This window comes from Sphingobacteriales bacterium (assembly GCA_016700115.1).
In the GTDB taxonomy this organism is placed as follows: domain Bacteria; phylum Bacteroidota; class Bacteroidia; order Chitinophagales; family UBA2359; genus UBA2359.
Genome location: CP064999.1, coordinates 746,689 through 769,722, shown reverse-complemented (window position 1 = coordinate 769,722; position 23,034 = coordinate 746,689). Strand labels below are relative to the sequence as shown.

Below are 23,034 nucleotides of genomic sequence, written 5' to 3'. Positions count from 1 at the left end.
ATGAGAAAGATAGGATTACTTGCAATTATATTGGCTTCGATGGTTTCCTGTTTAAAGGAAAGTCAACTTAAAAAGCCATTCATCACTTTACAGCCCTTCCAGATTTATGACGGGTGGGAATTGTCTAATCCGCAATCGGAATCGATAGATTCAGCAGGGTTGACAGAAATTTATAAATCATTTCACGAAGATGATGAACTATGGCAGGTGAGAAGTTTGCTGGTATTCAGAAATGCAAAACTTGTTGCCGAGAGTTATACTAAAGATGAGACTGATTTAACCAGACCAAGAGCAATTTGGAGTGCCACCAAACAGGTAGTAGGAATTTTAACCGGAATTGCGCTCGAACAGCAGTTGATACAATCTTTAACCGACTCTATCTACCATTACCTTCCTGAAACAGCACAGCATCCCGACAAAATTGGAATAACTGTTGAACATTTGCTCACCATGCGGTCCGGAATTAAATACAGCAATGACGGACTTAGCGGTCAGACGGATGATATTTTAAGGCAATTACCCGACAATATTACAGCATTTATTCTGAGTTTGCCAATGTCAGCTACTCCCGGTGAGCTTGTTGCCTATAAAGACGGCGACCCTCAGTTAGTTGCTTCAATCATTCAATCTCAATGCGGGAAAACTACCTACCAATGGGCAAAAGAAGTGCTGTTCGATCCGCTTGAAATTCAACATCTTGATTGGGTAAGTTACAAAGACGGTACTACGTTGGGCGGGTTTGGAATTATGACAACCCCCCGAGAAATGGCTAAGTTCGGACAATGTGTGATGGACGGTGGCCAATGGAAAGGCGTACAACTTGTAAGTAACGATTGGATTGATGAGATGACCTCCGTAAAAATTCAGGATATTTACGGATACCAGTTCGGTTATTTATGGTGGAAAGACGAAAGCAGGGGACTAATTTTTATGAGCGGACACGGAGGACAATATGTTTTTCTGATGCCGGCAAAAAACCTGATGATCGTTATGACAGCAGAGGTCAACACGCAGGGAGATTTCCAGTTTAACAGGGATAAAGCGTTAAAATGGGTGGATGAAATTATTGAAATTGCTTTTTAAAAATTTGAAAGGTCTTATTTAGAAACTTGGTATAGAATTTAAGATACCAGAAAAGAAGGGCGGGTCAAAAGCATAAACAAATTTCACAGTACCAAACAATATAGGCTTCAAGTTTGGAACAATGGTTTTCAAATCTCAAAAAAACCTTGCCTTATAACTGCTGCAGCAGCCATCGTTTATCTGCAATTGCCGGAGTTTTGGTAATTTCGGTAAGCAGGTCTTTTCGTTTTTTTGTTTCATTAGGCGGTATTTGAATGAGTTTTCGCAAAAAATAGAGCAAGTTGCGATAGGTTTGTTGTCGTGGTTTGCTGATTTCTTTGGTACGGTTGAGCCATTGTTTAAAGCTGTCAATCAATGACAATAGCGCTTCAAACTCCTTCAGCTCATAGTAGGTTTTGAGCAGCAATGTGCGGGCATCAAGGCTGTAAAACACCTCGTCATAGCTCACCTGCTGAAGCAGACGGATGGTTTGAGGATATAAACCTTTAAAAAAGTAATAATTCGCACGGTTGTAGGTATAGGCGTTTATCTGATGTTGCGGGGGTAAAAAAGTTTGATATTCTTCAATAAATTGAAGAGTCCAGTCGTAATTGCCTTGCCTTAGCCCTACAGTAACAATGTTTTTGTAGTTCCAGGGCGAAAGAACGCTGTTTTCAAAAATGAGTTGAGTGCTTAATCCAAGCTGATATAAGGTAAAAATTTCCGAAAGATATCCGGTTTGACCTGCGTTAATTTTTTCGGCGCAGTAGTTGAGCAGAAAATAATAGATTTCCCGGGATTCCACATCGGGGAGTGTGCTGTTATGATTGCCGAATAGTTGGTTCAGCCGGTCGAAATATTGGCGTTCGGAAGGTTGTGTTATTGCCATGACAATATAATAGTAAAGGGCTATAACAGGAATTTGAAGATAGTTGCTGTTCTGAAATATGGCGATGATTTCCTGTATCAGGTCAATATTGTGCGGAGAATCTATGACTTTTTTCAGGGTAGCCATTTGAGCAGCCATGCGCAGTTTGTTGGCTATATAATAGGTATCCAAAGCTTCGGAGGCATTAGACAGGTAGCGTTGTTTGTGAATTTCATTGCGGTTTTCGGTAAACAGGTCTTGATTTTGCCAAAACATAAAAGCATTGTGAAAATATGAAGCGTGTCGGTAGGTATCATTGTTAAGCAGGGTTTCCAATTGGACGGAAACATTTTTGTAGTGTTTTGCAAGATGTTTGGTGCGATAGAGTTCCATGAGTTGCAGATGAAAATGGTATGGGTCGGCAATGCTGTAATAAGCAGCAAGCGCTTGTTCGGCATGTTGGAGCGTTTCGGCGGCAAGGTGTCTCAGTTTCAGATCGTTAAAGGGAATTTCCGGAAAAAGGTGGTGAAATATTTCTTCGCGCTTCAATTTGCCGGGCTGTTCCAGATGTTGGAGGATGTAGTTGAGCAAAGCCGGCATAGCCGGATGTTTTTCAGAGTAATAGGGTTGATAAAAATAGGCCATAACGGTTTTCTGTTCTTTTGAGGACAGGTGTTTTAAGAAAGTGTATAGCTTGCTTTTTTGCATAATGTCGTATTTTTGAAGGGTAAAGCTACATTTTAAAAACAACAGGAAATTTATTTTTCGGACAAATGCGGTTAGTTTGTACCGATATTTATTTTAATACTTACTTGTTTTACTAACATTAAGATAATTTGGGCGGTTAAATTTCAGAATTGTTTTTCAGACAAACAGTAAATTTTGTATTTTTTTGAAACCGAAAGTTGAAGGACTTTTGTATCGTGAAAATCAATTTTGCCACATCCAGCTAAACACGTTTTATTATGCGCTACTTTTTATTTTGCTTATTCTCTTTAATGCTAACTTTTCAGTCTCAGGCACAGACCTTATATGCCGAAGACGATTACTATACGACTATCTCGGGGAACGCCCTCACGATGTCTGTGTTGGACAATGACTTTTCGATAACAGGCTCATTTGGCGAAATCGTCATCTCTGCCCCTCCTGTTTCGGGAGCAGAATTAATGTTAGTACCCGGCGGTTTGATTGTGTATATTCCACCAGCCGGTTTTGTTGGGGATGACGTTTTTACCTATACTCTTACCGACTTTTTTGGCGGTACTGCCTCCGCCAATGTATATGTTTCGGTAATTGAGGGCTGTCCCGATTTATTTGCCGTGCTGACCGCCACTTCACCCATCGTTTGTTATGGCTCTTGTAATGCAGTGATGACCATAGCAGTTTGGGGAGGTACAGAGCCGTACTCGGTGGTTTGGGAAACGGGAGAAACCGGAATGACCATCAGCAATGTTTGTTCGGGTCTTCATTCGGCTTATGTAACAGATGGATCGGGTTGCACCACCATTGCCACCTTATTTATAAACGAAGCGCCTCAAATTTCGGTTACCACTTCGGCAAACCCTGCTATTATTGACCTCGGCGATAGTTCTCAACTCAATGCGGTTGTTTCGGGCGGAACTCCTCCTTATGCGTTCCAATGGTGGCCGGCAACAGGCTTGAGTAACCCTTCAATATCCAATCCCATAGCAACACCAACTACAGTTACAACTTATATGGTCTATGTTACCGATGCCAACGGCTGTACTGCTAATCAATATGTTGTTGTAGGAGTTGACGGCGGTGGCGGCGGTATTTTGGCCGTTGATGATTATTACGAATCTCCTGCCCCCGGACCTTTTACCATGAATGTACTGAGCAACGATGTATATTCCGGTTCAGTAGCTATTTCTATTTCCGGAGCACCTTCTTACGGAACGGCTACTGTGAGTGGTGAATACATCATTTATGTTCCCAATCCTTTGTTTGCAGGATATGACACCCTTTCTTATACCATCTGCAATTTCTTTGGAGAATGTAGTACAGCAACAGTAGTTATTTATGTAAATCCCGGCGGAGGTTCTTGCGATGATTTTGTCGTGAACATCAATGTCTTTTCATATTCCCTTTGTAGCGGTGAATGTACCGGAACAGCCATTCCGGTTGTAACCGGAGGAACTCCGCCTTATACCTATATGTGGTCGGATGGTTCAACCGCTCCTTCATTAAACAATGCCTGCGCAGGACTTTATATCCTGACGGTTGCCGATAGCAACGGTTGTTCCTATACTGCTACCGTTCTGTTTACCGAATCTCCATCAATGGTAGCCACAGCAGTAGCCTCGCCTTCTGCCATCAATGCAGGTGAAACCTCACAACTTAACGCTGCCGTAACCGGAGGCACACCACCATATTCATTCCAATGGACACCGCAGGCCACATTGAGCAATGCGGGAATTTCAAACCCAGTTGCAGCACCTTCAGCTACCACCACCTACTTAGTTGTTGTAACAGATGCCAACGGCTGTACTGCGCAATATCCTGTGGTAGTCATAGTCGGAGGAGGTGGCGGATGCGTCCTGACGACGATGAACGCAATTTCTCCAACTTGCTGGGGCGGTTGTGACGGAAGTATGTTTGTATCTGTCACGGGCGGAACACCTCCATATTCTTACCAATTGTCAGGCCCGGATGGGTTTTTCAGCATATCCAACCCCGTTACAAACCTTTGTGCCGGAGAGTACCTGCTTGTTGTTATGGATGCCGCAGGTTGCGCATTGACAAGCAACTTTGTTCTGACCGACAGTGCTACGCCAATTGCTGTTGCAACCACTACCGACAATCCGGTTTTGGCTCCAGGCGAAACTGCAACAATCAATGCGATTGCGAATGGAGGTGCTCCTCCATACTTTTATCAATGGAATACCGGACAGACCGGAAACACAATTGAAGCCCTTTTTGCCGGAATTTACTGCGTTACAGTGGTAGATACCAACGGCTGTACTTCAGAGAGTTGTATAACCATCACCGACGAGTCTTTTTTCCCACTCGTTCTCAATAACGACACCATTTATGTAGAGGTAGGTCAGATTGCATTGATAGACCCATTAGCCAACGATGACGGAATCGGTCCTTTACAATTGGTTTCTGCTGTATCAGAAGCACCCTTTACCATTGATTACGACAATGACCAAATCAGCCTGACCGCTCCCGGCGAACCGGTAACGCTTTATATCAGTTATGTTGTTGTAGATGCTATGGGGGTTACGGCAACAGGAACAATAGTGGTGGTGGTTGTACCTGCGGGCACTTGCAACAGCTACTGCGTTTGGCCGGGAGATACCGATAACGATGGAGTAGCCAATAATTTTGATGTGCTCAATATAGGATTAGGATATGGTTTTAACGGAGTTGCGCGTGCCGATCAATCTATAGGATGGTATGCCCACAGCGCTTCAGACTGGGACAATAGCTTTTCCGATGGAACAAACTTTAAATATGCCGATTCTGACGGAAACGGTTCCATCAATGCGGCCGATACCACGGCCATCAGCCTGAACTATGGGATGACGCATGGAAAAAACGAAGGCGAGTCTGAACTCGGTGCCCCGATGTATTTCATGCTCGAAAATCAAACGGGTTCGGAAATTGGCGATATCATAACTCTCAATATTCATTTGGGAGATGCCTCCAATCCGGTAACAGACTTTTACGGCATAGCATACAGCATCAGCTACGATGCCACTTTGCTTCAGCTTACTCAACTAAACCTTCCGCCTGCCTCCTGGGCAGGAACTGCCGGCAACACACTGTTTTTCAGGAAAAATGTGGGTAATACCCAAACCGATGCAGCGTTGACCCGCACTGACCAAACCAATGTTTCGGGACAGGGATTGATTGCACAGGCTACTTTTGTGATTATTGAAAATATTGACGGAAAAAACGAAGAAGAAACAAGCTTTGACCTCAGTTTCGACTTGCAGAACATTCGTTGTATCAGCAACACAGGACTCGAAATTCCCGTTGATGGCCAAAACTTTAACCTAAGCAATACCTCCACCTTACCGGAAGAGGCCGCAAACGACATCCTGATTTATCCCAATCCGGCCAAGGGCAGCCTGCATATTCAGGGTTCTCAGGCATCGCAAATTCAGGTGATGAATATCTTGGGTCAAACGGTTTATCAAAACAACCGGCCCGAATCTGAAACATTGACCATAGACACCCGGCAATGGCAAACAGGATTGTATTTAGTTTCGGTTTCAGACTCAAAAGGCAAAAAACAAGTGTTTAAGGTGATGGTGGAAGCAAATTAGAGGGATATAATCAAACATAAGAAATCAGATCAGTAGGTTTGAGCTGTACGCATTTCAAAAATTAAAACCATACAGTTGAGAAAACCTGCCCAATAATGTTCGATGAAATAAGAATGGAAAAAGCCATTTTCAAGGGTAAAAAAAAACTTAATCAACGGCAAGTCTGTTTCAGTTATTTGCATCATATTGAGTTTGATACATTGAAAATGCTTTTTCCTTTTTTTACGATTTGACCATGAACAACCATCACAATCAGTCTTCAGGCAACAATTCCTCAGATCTGACTCCCATCAGCAAACTGGGGGAATTCGGGTTGATTGACCACCTGACCAAAAACTTTGGACTTCGGCAGCCTTCAAGCATCAAAGGGGTAGGCGATGATGCTGCAATCATTGACAATCGGGGCAAACTGACTGTTGTAACCACTGATATGCTTGTGGAGGGCATCCACTTCGATTTTATGTACACTCCCCTGATTTATTTAGGCTATAAATCGGTGGTTGTCAATTTGTCGGATATCTATGCCATGAACGCCATACCCAAACAAATCACGGTTTCTGTTGCTATTTCAAGTCGGTTTACCGTTGAGGCTATGGAAGAACTGTATGCCGGCATTGAACGTGCCTGCAACTTTTATGGCGTTGACCTGATTGGCGGCGATACTACAAGTTCCAACAAGGGCATGATAATTTCGGTTACGGCCATTGGTGAAGCTGTTGAAGAGGATTTGGTTTACCGCAACACAGCCCGCGAGGGCGATTTCATCTGCATTACCGGTGATTTGGGAGCAGCTTATTTCGGACTTCAAATTCTGGAGCGCGAAAAAAGATTATATCTCGAAGACCCGACCATTCAGCCCGATACGGAATCGCATAGCTATTTGATTGGCAGACAGCTAAAACCCGAAGCACGCGGAGATATCATTGAAATACTGCGCAACCTGAAAGTAAAGCCTACTTCAATGATTGACATCTCAGACGGGCTATCCTCTGAAATGCTGCATATCTGTAAACAATCCAAGGTAGGTTGCCGGTTGTTTGAAGAAAACATACCCATTCATCCCGACAGCCTCGAAGCAGCACAAATGTTTAACCTTTCCCCCATTACCGCAGCCCTCAACGGAGGGGAGGATTATGAGTTGTTGTTTACCGTCAGTCCTGCCGATATCCATCTGTTGGAAGACCTTGTCGGCATCTCCATCATCGGACGAATCACCAATCCTGCCGAGGAGGCCAAACTATATACGGGCGGCGGGCAATCTTACCGGCTTGTCGCACAAGGTTGGCAGCATTTGTAACAATTCCTCCGCACTATTCGTATAATTTTGTATATTAACAAGTTCTTTTGCCCTTGATGCCCGCTTTATTTTGTTAATTTTTGCGGTCATCATATTTTCTTTGTGGATAAAGGCGTTAAAAGACTTTCGGGAGCTTGTAAATATGCAAGGTTAGCATTAATGAACATTTGCAATAGCAGTTGAACACGGTTTTTGATAGTATCTAAACCTTGAATAAACCTATCAGACGGCTTGCTTCCCCCGTTTTCGGGGATTTGGGGTGATTCTGATGATTTTTTGCAATAAAAAAACTACTTACAATGCGCACAACTCTGAGAATTCCAATGTTGATTTTCTTGGTTATGACTACAAGCCTGATTCAGGCACAGTCAGTTTTTGACAGTTATATGTCTGACCCCGATGAACCGGCTGCAAACAATTACTTCATCTATGTAGGCAGATTTGCAAACAGCGAACTTTGGTCATTTAACCGGCTGAACAATTTGGATAAAATGAACAGCAAAATGATTGCCGATAGTTCGGATGTGATAAACGGCCCTTACAGAACGCAAACAGAAGCCGAAAATGCATGGATTTCGATGAAAATTTCCGGATTTACCAAAGCCAGAGTATATCAGGGAGCGTTTGAAATAACACCTATGCAGGCTCAGGCTGAAGCCGAAATTGCCGCAACAGAAACGGAAGAGCCGGTATATGTGGAGCCTGTACAGGAAAATCTGCCCATGACCATCACTACCACCACCACGACCAACAGCACATCATCAAAAGAGCATGTTCCCCCCCCTGTATTTCCGGAGTCATCGGCACAAAAAAACAAAACGGATATCGTATATACGCCGCCGCCATCTTCTCAACAGGAATATGAGTATCAAAATCTCGAACTGGATCAACTCATTGCCAATGCCGACAGTGAAGAAAACTTACCCATAGAGCGGGGAATTGACGAATATACTCCGGAAATGATTGCCAATGCCGACAGCGAAGAAAACTTACCCATAGAGCGGGGAGTTGACGAAAAAACCCCGGATGTTATTGCACCGATAAATGTGCCTGAGACAATCTGCGAAGTAAAACAGCTCTATTTTGTACAGTTAAGCGCTATGCCCGATATCAACGGAGAGCCGCATCAGCATCTGGCAAGCCGGTATAATGTTTATGTTTTCGAAGACGAAAAAGACCATCTGTTTAAAATCCTTGTCGGGCCCTTTGAGAAAAAAGAAGAGGCGAATCAGACAGTCAGAGAATTGAAAAAAACGCCAAAGTATGCCAAAGTATTTGTCAGGGAGATGTGTTATGATATTGGCCAACTGAACAATCCAGTAACACAAAATGATAAACAGTTTATGCAGTTGACAGTACTGTATAACCAACAGTAAGGCAACAGACAAGGTATATTGCCATTAAGTATTTAGTAGTACCTTTGCAGCGGTAAAAATCGGATAGCTTGAATGAAAGCTCCGGTTTTTACCGTTTTTCATTGAACAAACGCCAAACCCAACTTTTACCAAATGTCTGCTACTGCCACCCTTCCGGTATATATTCACTACAACCGCCGCGATTATTCTGACAAACTGCTGCTGGAACTTTACGAAGCCATCAAACTGCCCCGTCTGATTGAAGAAAAAATGCTCAATCAACTGCGGATGAACAAAATCAGCAAATGGTTTTCGGGCATAGGGCAGGAGGCAATTGCAGTGGGTGTTACAATGGCATTGGAACCGGATGAATACATCCTTCCGATGCACCGCAATTTGGGAGTATTTACCGCCCGCAACATGAGCCTGCAACAACTGTTTGAACAATGGCAGGGTAAATACAACGGTTTTTCGAAAGGGCGGGAACGGTCTTTTCACTTTGGCAGCAACCCTCATCATATTGTCGGCATGATTTCGCACCTCGGCCCGCAGTTGGCTGTTGGCAGCGGAATTGCCCTTGCTCATTCACTCAGTAAAGAACCCAAAATAGCGGTGGCCTTTAGCGGAGAAGGCGGCACCAGTGAAGGCGATTTTCACGAAGCGCTGAATGTTGCCGCTGTTTGGCAGCTTCCGGTCATTTTTATGATAGAAAACAACGGCTATGGATTGTCAACCCCTACCAACGAACAATACCGTTGCAAACATCTGGTAGATCGCGCAATAGGCTATGGCATGGAAGGCGTTCAGATTGACGGCAACAACCTGCTCGAAGTTTATCACACGGTTCATTCACTTGCCAAATCCATGCACAAAAGCCCGCGACCGGTGTTGATTGAAGCCATGACCTTCCGCATGAGAGGACACGAAGAGGCCTCCGGCACAAAATACGTGCCTCAGGAGTTGATGGACGAATGGGCGGTAAAAGACCCGGTTACGAATTATGAAAACTATCTCCTGAACGATGGGGTATTAACCCCTGATGCAAAAAAACAAATAGAAGCAACCCTGACCAAACGAATCTATGCCGACCTGAAAGCCGCCTATTCGCAACCGGAAGTTACTCCCGATACGGAACATGAATTGCAGGATGTTTACAAACCGCATATTCCCGTTGTTTTGACCCCTAAAACGGAATCGCAAAGCAGCAAGCGGTTTATTGAAGCCATATCAGATGGGTTGCGTCAGGCAATGGACATTTATCCAAACTTAGTGCTGATGGGGCAGGATATTGCCGAATATGGAGGAGCATTTAAAATCACGGAAGGTTTTATCGGGAGGTATGGAAAAGAGCGGGTGCGCAATACGCCGATTTGCGAGTCTGCAATTTTAGGTATTGCTTTAGGTTTGTCGGTCAAAGGTTACAAAAGTATGGTCGAAATGCAGTTTGCCGATTTTGTTACCTGCGGGTTTAATCAAATCATTAATAACCTGGGCAAGAGCCATTACCGATGGGGGCAGAACGCCGATGTTGTTGTCCGGATGCCGACCGGTGCCGGGGTTGGTGCAGGACCCTTCCATTCGCAAAGTAATGAGGCCTGGTTTTTTCACACGCCCGGGCTGAAAATAGTTTACCCCTCCAACCCTTATGATGCAAAGGGGCTGTTGCTTGCCGCTTTTGACGACCCCAATCCGGTGATGTATTTCGAACATAAAGCTCTCTACCGAAGTATCAACACTTTGATACCTGACGAACCCTATACCGTACCTATCGGCAAAGCCGCTTTGGTAAACGAAGGCACCGATCTCAGTATCATTACCTACGGCATGGGGGTTCATTGGGCACTCAAAGCCCTTAAAGACCTTCCTGATATCAGCGCCGAGGTGCTGGACCTACGCACCCTCCTGCCTTTGGATACGGAGGCTATTTTCCAAACTGTTCGCAAAACAGGTAAAGCCCTTGTGCTGCATGAAGATTGCCTGACCGGAGGGATAGGTGCTGAGGTGGCTGCCCTTATCAGCGAACATTGTTTCCAAGATTTAGATGCTCCGGTAGTGCGTTGCGGGTCTTTAGATTCACCCGTACCTTTTGCAATTCCCTTAGAGCAGAATTTTCTGCCCGAAAAAAGATTTCAACAAGCATTGATAAAGTTAGCAGAATATTAACCGGCAGAGAGGCTTTCAAATTTTCAAATTCTAAATCCTCCTCGTTGGGCTTTATGAAATAGTCGGCAATTTTGTAACTATCCGCTATCGGCTTATACAGCATTTGACCCGCTTGTTGATTTAACCGGTATCATCAATTTAGAAGTAAAAAACGGCAACAAGTAAATACAATACCCTTTTTACCTTTTTAAAACGGGAATATGGTAATAAGGTCGCGAATGCGAAACGAACACGATACTTTACAACTATTTAAGAAGGTAAATTATGACAATAGTTCGCTGAATTTTATACGAACTGTTGAATTTGAAAAGTAACTGAAAAATGTCAAGAACCTTTCCGTTTAATGTGCGGGTATATGGATTGTTAGTCAACGAAAATCGGGAAGTGCTGATTTGCGACGAAGATATTGACCTTTGGCATATCACCAAATTTCCGGGAGGAGGGCTTGAGTTTGGAGAAGGACTTAGTGATGCTCTTGTTCGCGAATTTAAAGAAGAAACCAACGCAGACATCGAAATTGAACGGCATTTTTACACCACCGACTTTTTTGTACCCTCGGCCATTGACGACCTCACTCAGGTCATTAGTGTTTTTTATCTGGTTCGGCCAACGGGACATTTTGTACTGCCCCCTAAAACCATTCAAAACGATGGTAGGGTCATAATACAGTTCAGATGGGTGTCAATCGAAACGCTGACTCCCGATGAAGTAACCTATCCCATCGAAAAAAAAGTGGTGGAGCTGTTAAAGGACAACTTTATTTAGTCACAGCCTTATTTGCCCTAAAGCCAAAGCAGGGGGATTACTACCTCATCACCGCCACCTTCTCCCTCGCCAAAACAACGCCTCCTACAGATGAGATATTGATATGGTTTTCACATTCATTTCCGTAGGTTTCACATACGGCTATTCATATTTAACCCCTTCAGGGTTTTTTGCAATTGACAATTAACCATTGACAATTAACAATGGATATTCATGTTTAGCCCCATCAGGGTTTTCTTGCTTTTCACTTTTCACTTTTAGTTTTTCACTTTTCACTTCCCCACCGCCACCTTCCCCCGCGCCAAAACAACGCCTCCTACAGATGAGATATTGATATGGTTTTCACATTCATTACCGTAGGTTTCACATACGGCTATTCATATTTAACCCCTTCAGGGTTTTTTGCAATTGACAATTAACCATTGACAATTAACAATGGCTATTCATGTTTAGCCCCATCAGGGTTTTCTTGCTTTTCACTTTTCTCTTCCCCCGCGCCAAAAAACCTCCCAATCTTATTGCAAAAAAACGAAAATCGGGTCAAAAAAAAGGGTTGACATTAAGTCATTGCAGGGGTGCATCAACCTATTGCAGGGGCACAATAAGTCAATGCAGGGGTGCATTAACTCATTGCAGGGGTGAATTAACTCATTGCAGGGGTGCATTAACTCATTGCAGGGGTGCATTAACTCATTGCAGGGGTGCAATAAAGCTTTGCAGGTTGACATTGGCTTAATGCAGGGGCGAATTAAAGCAATGCAGGGGTGAATTAAAGTTTTTTAGAGGTGAATTAAAGTTTTGCAGGTTGACATTGACTTAATGCAGGGGCGATTTAAAGCAATGCAGGGGCGCATTAAGTCTTTGCAGAGGTGAATTAAAGTTTTGCAGGTTGACATTGACTTATTGCAGGGGAGCAAAAAAGCTATGATTACCTTCAGGGCGGCTGAAAAACGGGATGATTTTCCCACGTAGAACTATAAAGTGCCGGTTTGCCTAATCATGAAGGATTGTCGGATAGCGGGGCGGTTAGAAAAGGGGGGTATGTTTTTACACCAATGTTCAGGGTGTTGATATGGAGTGCTCGGGCATCCCGCAAACAAGATTGATACTTTGGAAGGTAAAAAACAGAATCTTTGTCGCAGCTACTCCAATATCTTTTCCAACGCCATTCCCCTTGAGCCTTTGAGGAGAATATGGGTTTGCTCAAAATGTTGAGTCTGAAACCATTCTTTGGCTTCTTGGGCGGTGTTAAAATGCAAAAAGTTGCTCTTGCCAATGACTTTGCCAAATTGGGGGCCTATCAGAACGACTTGTTTAAAAGACAGTGTTTGCAGTAAATTGACCATGCGAAGATGTTCCGCCTCGCTAAACTCCCCCATTTCCAACATATCGCCTACTATGGCCACTTTGTGTTGTGCCGGCATGTCTTCAAAATTCATCAGGGCATGAGTCATGCTTGTCGGGTTGGCATTGTAAGCATCTAAAATGAGGGTGTTGCTGCCTTTTTGCATAATTTGCGAACGGTTGTTTTGCGGGATATAAGAGGCGATGGCGTTGACTATATCGAGCGGTTCTACTTTAAAATGCAACCCTACAGCAATAGCAGCCAAAACATTATCGGTATTGTAGGTTCCGGTCAGGTGGGTGTTGATGTCTAAATAGGGGGTGTCCATCTCTTGGCTCAACGATTTGGGCAAATGCCAACGTATTTGCAAAAACGGACGACAACCCAGCGACTCGGCATACACTTTTGCGCGTTTGGCACTGCCGTAAGTGGTTACTTTTTGCAGGTAATAAGCCAAGTCTGCCACATTGGAGTCGTTCAGGTTGACAAAGGCCCGTCCTTCTGCGCCTTCCAAATATTCAAACAGTTCACCTTTGCCTTTTATGACCCCTTCTACTCCGCCAAATCCTTCTAAGTGCGCTTTGCCTATATTGGTAATCAACCCGAAATTGGGAAGGGCAAAACTGCAAAGCTGATTGATGTCGCCTTGCCGGTTTGCTCCCATTTCGATCACGGCAATTTGTGTTTGAGGAGTTATGGAGAGCAGGGTTAACGGCACGCCGATATGATTGTTGAGATTTCCTTTAGTGGCCAAAGTTCGGTAGGCGGTGCTCAACACGGCGGAGACCAATTCTTTGGTGGTGGTTTTTCCGTTACTGCCGGTAATGGCGATAACCGGAATCCGGAGTTGCTTGCGGTGGTGCAAGGCCAAGTCTTGCAGGGCAGTCAGGGCATCGGGCACTAACAGATATTGACCGTTTTGTTTGTCGAATTCGGGACGGTCAATGACCACATATCGCGCACCCGATTGCAAAGCGTTATCGGCAAAGGCATTGCCATCCGTATTTCCGCCTTTCAGCGCAAAAAACAGGTTGCCCGGTTCAACAGTACGGCTATCTATGGAAATACCACTACATTTTAAAAAGGCGGTATATAGTTGTTCGGTTGTCGTCATCGGGTTGGGGTCTTTGGTAAATATTGTAGGAAGGGTAATTTGCGGGAGGTCTTGTTGAACTACAAATAAACTGCAAAGGTAACAAACTTGTTTTTGCCATCATTTTATAGAGGGGCATCTTGCAGGTTTCCCATACCGGTTGGTGTTGGTTAAAGCCTACCTTCCGCACCCCTTTGTATAAAATTTGGGAATTATACCTATTTAGGCTGTTATGCCAACTATGATTTAATTTTGTACCACGCATGAATAGCTAAAGTCTTTAAATTCCCCTCCTCGGAGGGGTTGGGGTGGGATATTTTTGACTATGTAGTGGTATAAAACGATTGTCATACCCGCTTTGAAAATATATTTTGACAAAAGTTTAAATGTTTTCAGTCGATTGATAGCCGCTTGTCCATCTTTTTTCGTTTACATTTTATTGCTGTATGAGGTATTTAACAATCAAAAATGATGGATAAGCAATTAAAAATTGTTGTTTGCCCATTCGATTTTGTACTAAAACAACAAAAAATAACCCTGCAATCTAAAAAAATGATTAAAAAGTACAATCATCATACCCGTGTATTTTAATTAATGATTAAATTGGCAGATGATGGAACCGGCACATCGAGCTATCTATTTATTTCCACCAATTATATAAACAACAAAATTATGAAAGCAATCTTTACCACGAAAAGTAAATCAATTTCAATTAACAGCCTGATTGTTGTGTTGTGTTTAATGATACATTCCTTTGGAATAAACGCAACAGTGCGTTATGTAAAACCAATTGCATCGGGCACTGCCGATGGGAGTAGTTGGGACAATGCCCATTCTGACATTCAAACCATGATCAACGCTTCCTCAGCAGGTGACAGCGTTTGGGTGGCAGCAGGGGAATATAAGCCAAATTCATATCCGGCTAATTGTGTCGGATGTAATGACTCACGCCATTATTCTTTTTGGATTAAAGGCGGCATTAGGTTGTTTGGCAATTTTGTAGGCACTGAAACAGACATCACTCAGCGTGATTTTAGTGGCAACACCACTATTTTGAACGGAGACTTGAATGGGGATGATATAGTTAGTAGTAGTTTTCCAAATTTAGAAATTTCCGGTAATGACGAAAATGTTTACCATGTCATATTGGTTTCTGATATAAATACAGTTGCTTTTAAGGTGATAATAGATGGATTTACCATTAAAAATGGAAATTCAAATATTCCGTCTGCTTATACTGTAAATGGAAACATGGTTACAATGAATGAAGGAGGAGGTATTTATGTTCAAAATCAACAGAATCTTACAACCAACTGTGTTATTATCAATAATTCAGCATTATTTGGTGGTGGAGTCAATAGTTATGCTTATTTTACTACTATAAGTAACAATATTATCGTAAACAACATCTCGGTAATGCACGGAGGAGGAATTCATTTTAACAATATTACTGGGCAAATTTTAAATAATAGCATAATTGGAAACTTAGCTTTAAATAGAGGTGGTGCTGTTTATAGTATAGGTGTCAATACTGAAATAGGTTATAATGAAATAGTTGGAAATAATTCCGGAAATGATGGTGGTGGTCTTTGTATAAGAGGAGGTACAAGTTTAGTTTATTTGAATGTGATAACCGATAATTATGCCGCAAATAATGGTGGTGCTATTTTTCACGAACTTAACTCAATCACTATAAGAAAGAATATAATTGCTTATAATGCAGTTGGTATCAGTGGAGGAGGTTTATATTTATCTTTTGATTCAAAAACAGTCGAAAACAATGTTATTTACAATAATAGTGCTGAAATGAATGGCGGAGGATTGTATATTGATGCTACTTCCAACTTTGTTACCAATAATACCATAATTGAGAATATAGCAAACAATAAGGGTGGAGGAATATATGTTAATGCAGGATCAAACAATATAAGAAACAATATATTTAGTGATAATTGGCTAAATACAGAACAAAATGTGATAAGCACAGACCTGTTTTTAAACGGAGGAACAAACACTTTCCAAAACAATATCCTTCAATTAGATAGTACACTTTATACTGGCACAAACTATAATCTTGGTGCAACCGCTCAGGGAAATTTATTTGCACAAGACCCTATGTTTTTAAACAATACCACTCCCGAAGGTGAAGACCTAATATATTTTACCGGAGATGATGGCCTGCGATTGCAAACAAACAGCCCGGCCATAAACGCCGGAACATTAATCAATGCTCCCACAACGGACATTTTAGGAACATTTCGCGACACTCAACCGGACATAGGAGCGTATGAACACGGAGTATTTGTAGGCATCCAACCCAACCAGAATGGAAAGCCAACTATCTCCTTAGACGCTTTTCCAAACCCCGCAACCGAGTCCATCACCTTCACCTTCACCACCCCAACAACTGACATCACCTCCCTAATCCTCTACGCAATAGACGGCAAAAACAAAGTTTCTTTATATAAAGGAACAACCCAAGCCAACGAAACCAACACTGTAATCGTTTATACCAATAACTATACCCCCGGCATCTATTGCGCAGCCCTACGATGCGGTACCGGAATGGTCGAACATCGAACTATAATCATTAAATAGAAAATTATGAAAGCAATCCTATCTATTTCATGCAAATCCTCATCAATCAACACCCTAATCATGCTGTTTTGCCTAATAATTTACTCGCTGGGAGCAAGCGCAACGGTGCGGTATGTAAAACCAATTAATTCGGGCGCAGCCGACGGCAGCAGTTGGGCAAATGCTAATTCAGACATTCAAGCCATGATCAACGCTTCCGCCCCCGGCGACAGCGTTTGGGTGGCGGCGGGCGTGTACAAGCCCAATTCCTGCCCGCCCAATTGCCTTGAATGTGACAATCCTCGATTTTATACCTTTTATATAAAAGACGGAGTTAGCTTGTTTGGCAATTTTATCGGCAACGAAACAGACATCAATCAACGCGACTTTAATGGTAATACCACTTTGTTAAAAGGAGATTTTAATGACGATGATGTCTTGATTGATAGCACTTTTTACAAGATAATTAACGGTAATGACGAAAATGCTTACCATGTAATATTGGTTTCCGATACAAGTGCCGGCAATTTACCGGTAACAATTGATGGGTTTAACATCAGTGGTGGAAATGCAAATGAATATTTTAGTTATCTTGTAAGCGGTATGACTATTTCAACTTTAGAAGGAGGCGGCATTTATATCAATAATGAATGGATCAACATAACAAATTGCTTTTTTTATTATAATTCTGCATTTTTTGGAGGAGGAATATTAAGCAATTCTCAAAATACAGTTGTTAATAACAATATCTTTGCTAACAATATAGCATTATCGAGTGGAGGAGGCCTTGCCACCTACAATAATTATAGCACTATATCAAACAACAGTTTTATTGGAAACTTTGCGAGTCGGCGTGGCGGAGGTGTTCATAGTTTCTTATCTGAATTCAATCTACTAAACAACGTATTTAATGGAAATACAACCGCAATGCAAGGGGGTGGTATATTTTTTTGGGGTGGAACAAATTCCGTTTCTTATAATACTGTAACAAACAACTATGCAGCATTCTCCGGTGGTGGCAGTTTCGACCAAAGTAGCACAAATACATACAGCAACAATATCATAGCGAACAATACAGCCGGGCAAAATGGTGGTGCTTTATTTATAAATTTGAGTTCAAACACGGTCGTAAACAACGTTATTTATAAAAACAGTACAAGCTCTTTTGGAGGTGGAATATATAGCACCAATAGTTTGAACACTATAACAAACAATACGATTAGTCAAAATACTGCGAACAGCGGAGGAGGTGCAATATGTGTTGATTCAGGGACAAACGACATAATCAACAATATAATTTGGCAAAATGAACAAGATATGGAAGCAAATGTATCAGGTGCAGACTTATTTATAAACATCAGTACAAACACTTTTAAAAACAATATCCTTCAGTTAGACAGTTCGCTCTACATAGGCACAAACTTTAGTCTTGGTGCTAACGCTTCGGGCAATCTGTTTGCTCAAAATCCCGAATTTTTAAGCGACAGTAATCTGACAGGTGAAGACATACTTTATTATACCCAAGACGACGGCTTGCGATTAAAAACAAACAGCCCCGCCCTAAACGCCGGAACAACAGAAAACGCCCCCGAAACCGACATTTTAGGCACAACCCGCGACTCCCAACCCGACATAGGAGCGTATGAACACGGAGTATTTGTAGGCATCCATCCCAACCCCAACCATAAGCCGACCGCCTCGCTCAACGCCTACCCAAATCCCGCAACCGATGCCATTACCTTCACTTTTACCACCCCAACAACCGACAACACTTCCCTAATCCTCTACGCAATAGACGGCAAAAACAAAGTTTCTTTATATAAAGGAACAACTCAAGCCAACGAAACCAACACTGTAATCGTTTATACCAATAACTATACTCCCGGCATCTATTGTGCAGCCCTACGATGCAGCACCGGGCTGGTCGAACATCGGACTATTATCATTAAATAGAAAATTATGAAAACAATGCTTTTACTCTATGCAAATCTCAGTTCATCAACAGTCTGATAAAGGCAAAGGAAAGGCAAAATACCTAAACTGCTTGCCCAAGACTATAAATTATACGAAAATGACATTTTAAACAGCCCAAAAGGTATTTAAGCAGATATATTGGTAACTACAGATAGATTTTACCATATCCGGTGTAATGTTATTTATTGTTTCAGTAAAGAAGTTGCTGATTAGTTCAAGGCTTGTGAAGTGTTTGTTGGTGAACTTTCTTTTGATGTGGTGCCATATTTTTTCAGCTGGATTGAGTTCGGGACTGTAAGGAGGCAGAAAGACAAGAAAAATATTTTCGGGTATTTTGAGCTTTTTTGCCTTGTGGAAAGCCCCGTTGTCTAAAACAATGATTTTGTATTCAGCAGGAGTTTGAAGGGAAAATTCATGGAGAAACACCTGAAAGGTATTTGCACTGCAACAAGGCATTTCCAACTGAAACTGATCCCCGGTTACGGGAGAAAATGCTCCGAAAAGATAAGTGTATTGAAACACCTGCTGAAAATTGCAAACCGGCTGTATGCCTTTGGCGGTCAATCCCCTCCCGTGCCTGGTATGCAGACCAAAGCGGCTCTCGTCCTGAAAGTATAAATTTATGCTGTCATAGCATGGCGGAACAGACAACGCTATTTCCGCTATTTTTTGAACTAAAGTTTTTTAAAAAAACTACAGCCTCCGCATCCTTTTTCACATGACTTTTGCGTGCTGCCTTCACTTTGCTGCCAAATTTCCTGCCCGCATATTTTAGTAGCGTGTTATACTTAACTTCCTTTTTAAATTCCTGCTCTACCCATTGCTGCAACTCTATATACCCCGCCAAACCATTATTGGGATCCTTTAACTTCTCTTCTATTCTATCTTGTTCTTCTTGCGTAAACACCGAGTGTCTGCCTGTTTTTCCTTTTCTGCCATTGTGAAGCAAGGCTTCTATTCCCCCTGTTCTATAATTTTTTACGCCATGTGTTAATACTTTGACCCCATACCCCTACTCGTTCCATTAACTGCTGCTTCGTAATACCTTTTTCTCCGACCTTCTTCATCTCTATCAACATCAACAGTCGTAAACGAATCATCGCAGGTGACTGACGAAGTAGTTTCCTTATTTCCTCAAAACTCTCTTTTACAGGTATATATAGTGCCTTTGACATAACTATGACTCGGTTTTAAAATGACAAAGATAAAATTAATAACACAATTACTAAATCAAGGCTAAATTGTTTTTCATTTCTGTATAAGTCATCCAAAAATCTACCGGAAGCATTGGGGTTTTGTGTGAATTTCAGGTGGCAATGTTTACCTTTAATCGGTCATTGTTCACCGTGTAAAAACATTCAGTTATGTCGCTCTTGTTCGATGTATTAGGTGCCGCCGGAAAAATCGGGCTGACCGGATTAAGCAAACGAAGCCTGCCCAAAACGCAAGGTAAAATCGAGTTGAAGGGTTTGCAGTCAGAAGTAGAAATTATCCGCGATGCCTGGGGCATCCCGCATATCTATGCTCAAAATCTGCCCGATTTGGCGTTTGCGCAAGGGTTTACCCATGCCCAAGACCGTTTCTGGCAAATGGAGCTAAGTCGCCGTGCCGCCACAGGAACGCTGAGCGAGTTGTTTGGTAAAATAGCCCTGCCGACCGATATAGCAAGCCGGACTTTTGGGTTTAACCGGTTGGGAAAGAATGACCGGGATGCATTGCCGGAAAATATAACAGACCTTCTTCGTGCTTATGTGGATGGGGTAAACGCTTATCTGACCAACCACAAAAATCGAATATCGGTAGAATTTAGCTTGCTGCGGCACGAACCCGGGTTATGGACACTGGAGGACACCTTTGCCTTCAGCCGCCTGATGAGCTGGCAACTCTCCCATGCCTGGCAGGGCGAACTTATCCGCGCAAAACTGACAGACCTGGCAGGCAAAGAACTTGCCGCAGAATTAGATATCCAGTATCCACACGGAAACCCCGATATATTACAAACGGCAGCCTCGGTCAACCTGTTGGGAAATGCAGTGCTGAACGGAACCGACAACCCCCTGTTGCAGCAAAACAACGGCAGCAATTCCTGGGCTATTTCGGGCGGACGCACACAATCAGGGCTGCCTTTATTGGCAAACGACCCGCATCTTCACCTCGGAACTCCCGCTATCTGGTACGAAAACCACCTGCACTGCCCCGAACTGCACGCCACCGGCGTAACAATTGCAGGACTTCCCCTCGTTCTGATTGGGCATAACGAGCATATTGCCTGGGGCATTACCCTCGCCTACACCGATTGCGAAGATTTATACATCGAAAAATTTACTGACCCTCAAACAGGACGGTATCAATACAAAGACTCCACCGAACAGGCGCAGATCATTGAAGAGTCAATCAAGGTGAAAGGACAAAAAGAACCGTTTGTCGAAAAAGTATTCATCACCCGTCATGGGCCGGTGATTTCGGAAGTAATAGATTACCCGCAACACCGGATTGCCCTTCAATCTATGGCATTATTGCCAAAGCAGCCCTTGTTCCGGGCATGGTGGCAACTCAACCGGGCTAAAAATTACAATGATTTTATTGAAGCCCTTAGTTTTATGAGTGCGCCTCAATTGAACATCGTTTTTGCCGATACCAAAGGCAATATCGGCTATTGCACGACCGGAAAAGTACCCGTCAGGCAGCAGGGGGACGGCAAACTACCTGCTCCCGGATGGACAGGAACCCACGAATGGACTGATACCGTTCCGTTTATGCACATGCCCCATGCCCTGAACCCCGATAAGGGATTTATTATCACGGCAAACAACCGCATCGTTTCCGGTGATTATCCCTATTTTCTGGGCGATGTGTGGATGAACGGTTATCGTGCCAACCGGCTCGAAGCCCTGATTTCCCAAAAGAACCCGATCGGATTGCTGGACTGCATGGCCATGCAAACCGATGTCTATTGCATTCCGGGCAAGGCGGTGGCCGAAATATTTAAAGCGCATCTTGCAGTTGCCGAAAACCTGCCGGTTCGCTACCGCCGGATTTGGTACCTGCTTGCCGATTGGGACGGCTATCTGACGGCCCATACTGTTGGCGGCACGATCTATGAGCTGGTGCGCAAGTTTGCCGTTCAAATTCTTCTCAAAGAATCGTTAGGTCAAAATTTTTTAGACACCTTTACCGGTAAAGGATTTGACCCGGTGCTGAAAAACTTCAGCGAATACATGGGGCACGATATCAGTGCTCTGATACGGATTTTGAACAGTCCCGACAGTTTATGGCTGAAAAATGCCGGCGGAAAACCGGCCTTGTTGCAACGAAGCCTGACCATGGCTGCCAACTGGCTGACCGATCGCATCGGCAAGCATCCCGAACAGTGGGAGTGGGGTAAACTCCATAAATTTGTTGCACCTCATGCCCTTGGAATCAAAAAACCCCTGGATAAAATATTCAACCCAAAACCCGTACCAATGGGAGGAGACGGCGATACCCCCCTGCAGGCAGGAACTCCCGACAACGAAATTCCCAACTCGCACCTCGTGAGTGCCTCCTACAGGCAGGTAATTGACCTGAGCGACTTCGGACGTTCTTTGGCAGTTATTCCAACCGGACAATCGGGACATCTGAGCAGCCCCCACTACAAAGACCAGACCGACTTATGGCTAAAGGGGCAGTTGCGCCCCATGCTATGGGATAGGGAGCAGGTGTTGGCTTACAGCCGCGAGCAATTGATGCTGCGACCGGATTAAGGTTTGGTAAATATTGGAATTTTTACGGGTAGTGTTAGCATTTCAGACTGCCGGAAGCACGGGATATGGCGGAACGAAAAAAGGCAGGTACCCACGAAGATACCTGCCTTTTAACACTTTGAAATTTCATCTGTTGTTTTGTCGGGGTGACTGGATTCGAACCAGCGACCCTCTGCTCCCAAAGCAGATACGCTAACCGGACTGCGCTACACCCCGAAAACCTTAAAAGAAAGCCCGAAAATGCAGATGAATACCTTCGGGGCTTTCTTTGCGGTGAGGGCGGGATTCGAACCCGCGGTACCCTTTCGAGTACGACAGTTTAGCAAACTGTTGGTTTCAGCCACTCACCCACCTCACCAAGGCTTTTTAAAAACGGCTGCAAATATAGCAACCTTTACTTCATATTAACCCCCTTAGCCGCAACTTTTTGTATTTTTTCGTTAAATTTAAATGGACAGCCCTCCTAAAACATGATTTTTTACAAAAAAACTCCCCTA

The 23,034-nt window shown here is 43.3% G+C and carries 14 protein-coding genes and 2 tRNA genes; 9 read left to right on the top strand and 7 right to left on the bottom strand.

Annotation, left to right across the window (positions count from 1 at the left end; translation table 11 throughout):
- Positions 1-1,083 carry a serine hydrolase gene (locus tag IPM47_02620; GenBank protein ID QQS29869.1) on the top strand — a complete coding sequence of 361 codons (1,083 nt, stop codon included), beginning with the start codon at positions 1-3 and terminating at the stop codon, positions 1,081-1,083.
- A gap of 151 nt (positions 1,084-1,234) precedes the next feature.
- On the opposite strand, the gene IPM47_02615 is transcribed toward IPM47_02620, so the two are convergent.
- A complete protein-coding gene (locus tag IPM47_02615; GenBank protein QQS29868.1) occupies positions 1,235-2,638 on the bottom strand; it encodes a hypothetical protein in 1,404 nt (467 codons plus the stop codon).
- A 257-nt stretch (positions 2,639-2,895) separates the two neighbouring features.
- On the opposite strand from IPM47_02615, the gene IPM47_02610 reads away from it, so the two are divergent.
- The 5 genes from IPM47_02610 to IPM47_02590 all read left to right on the top strand — a co-directional run bounded on the left by IPM47_02610 (position 2,896) and on the right by IPM47_02590 (position 11,805).
- Positions 2,896-6,225, top strand: a complete 3,330-nt coding sequence (locus IPM47_02610) for a T9SS type A sorting domain-containing protein (protein QQS29867.1) — start codon at positions 2,896-2,898, stop codon at positions 6,223-6,225.
- Between the two features lie 235 nt (positions 6,226-6,460).
- Complete coding sequence (thiL, locus tag IPM47_02605; protein ID QQS29866.1) at positions 6,461-7,522, top strand: thiamine-phosphate kinase; 1,062 nt, start codon at positions 6,461-6,463, stop codon at positions 7,520-7,522.
- Between the two features lie 299 nt (positions 7,523-7,821).
- Entirely contained in the window at positions 7,822-8,898 is a 1,077-nt protein-coding gene (locus IPM47_02600) for a hypothetical protein (protein ID QQS29865.1), read from the top strand.
- Positions 8,899-9,030: 132 nt separating this feature from the next.
- Positions 9,031-11,040 carry a dehydrogenase E1 component subunit alpha/beta gene (locus tag IPM47_02595; protein ID QQS29864.1) on the top strand — a complete coding sequence of 670 codons (2,010 nt, stop codon included), beginning with the start codon at positions 9,031-9,033 and terminating at the stop codon, positions 11,038-11,040.
- Between the two features lie 321 nt (positions 11,041-11,361).
- Positions 11,362-11,805: an NUDIX domain-containing protein gene (locus tag IPM47_02590; GenBank protein ID QQS29863.1), complete on the top strand. Its 444-nt coding sequence runs from the start codon at positions 11,362-11,364 to the stop codon at positions 11,803-11,805.
- Positions 11,806-12,947: 1,142 nt separating this feature from the next.
- On the opposite strand, the gene IPM47_02585 is transcribed toward IPM47_02590, so the two are convergent.
- Complete coding sequence (locus IPM47_02585) at positions 12,948-14,264, bottom strand: UDP-N-acetylmuramoyl-tripeptide--D-alanyl-D-alanine ligase (GenBank protein QQS29862.1); 1,317 nt, start codon at positions 14,262-14,264, stop codon at positions 12,948-12,950.
- 651 nt (positions 14,265-14,915) lie between these two features.
- Here IPM47_02585 and IPM47_02580 point away from each other — a divergent pair.
- A complete protein-coding gene (locus tag IPM47_02580) occupies positions 14,916-16,841 on the top strand; it encodes a right-handed parallel beta-helix repeat-containing protein (GenBank protein ID QQS29861.1) in 1,926 nt (641 codons plus the stop codon).
- Positions 16,842-16,847: 6 nt separating this feature from the next.
- Positions 16,848-18,773 carry a right-handed parallel beta-helix repeat-containing protein gene (locus IPM47_02575; protein QQS29860.1) on the top strand — a complete coding sequence of 642 codons (1,926 nt, stop codon included), beginning with the start codon at positions 16,848-16,850 and terminating at the stop codon, positions 18,771-18,773.
- Between the two features lie 126 nt (positions 18,774-18,899).
- Here IPM47_02575 and IPM47_02570 read toward each other — a convergent pair whose 3' ends face one another.
- The 3 genes from IPM47_02570 to IPM47_02560 all read right to left on the bottom strand — a co-directional run bounded on the left by IPM47_02570 (position 18,900) and on the right by IPM47_02560 (position 19,969).
- Complete coding sequence (locus IPM47_02570; protein QQS29859.1) at positions 18,900-19,445, bottom strand: IS630 family transposase; 546 nt, start codon at positions 19,443-19,445, stop codon at positions 18,900-18,902.
- Positions 19,423-19,701, bottom strand: coding sequence for a hypothetical protein (locus IPM47_02565; GenBank protein ID QQS29858.1), 279 nt, complete (start codon positions 19,699-19,701; stop codon positions 19,423-19,425). The genes IPM47_02570 and IPM47_02565 overlap by 23 nt, the downstream gene beginning before the upstream one ends.
- A 61-nt stretch (positions 19,702-19,762) precedes the next feature.
- Positions 19,763-19,969, bottom strand: a complete 207-nt coding sequence (locus IPM47_02560; GenBank protein ID QQS29857.1) for a hypothetical protein — start codon at positions 19,967-19,969, stop codon at positions 19,763-19,765.
- Positions 19,970-20,158: 189 nt separating this feature from the next.
- On the opposite strand from IPM47_02560, the gene IPM47_02555 reads away from it, so the two are divergent.
- Entirely contained in the window at positions 20,159-22,537 is a 2,379-nt protein-coding gene (locus tag IPM47_02555; GenBank protein QQS29856.1) for a penicillin acylase family protein, read from the top strand.
- Between the two features lie 141 nt (positions 22,538-22,678).
- Here the strand turns inward: IPM47_02555 and IPM47_02550 are convergent.
- Positions 22,679-22,753: transfer RNA gene (locus IPM47_02550), tRNA-Pro, on the bottom strand.
- A gap of 55 nt (positions 22,754-22,808) precedes the next feature.
- Positions 22,809-22,895 (bottom strand) — tRNA-Ser (locus IPM47_02545).
- Positions 22,896-23,034 lie beyond the last annotated feature (139 nt).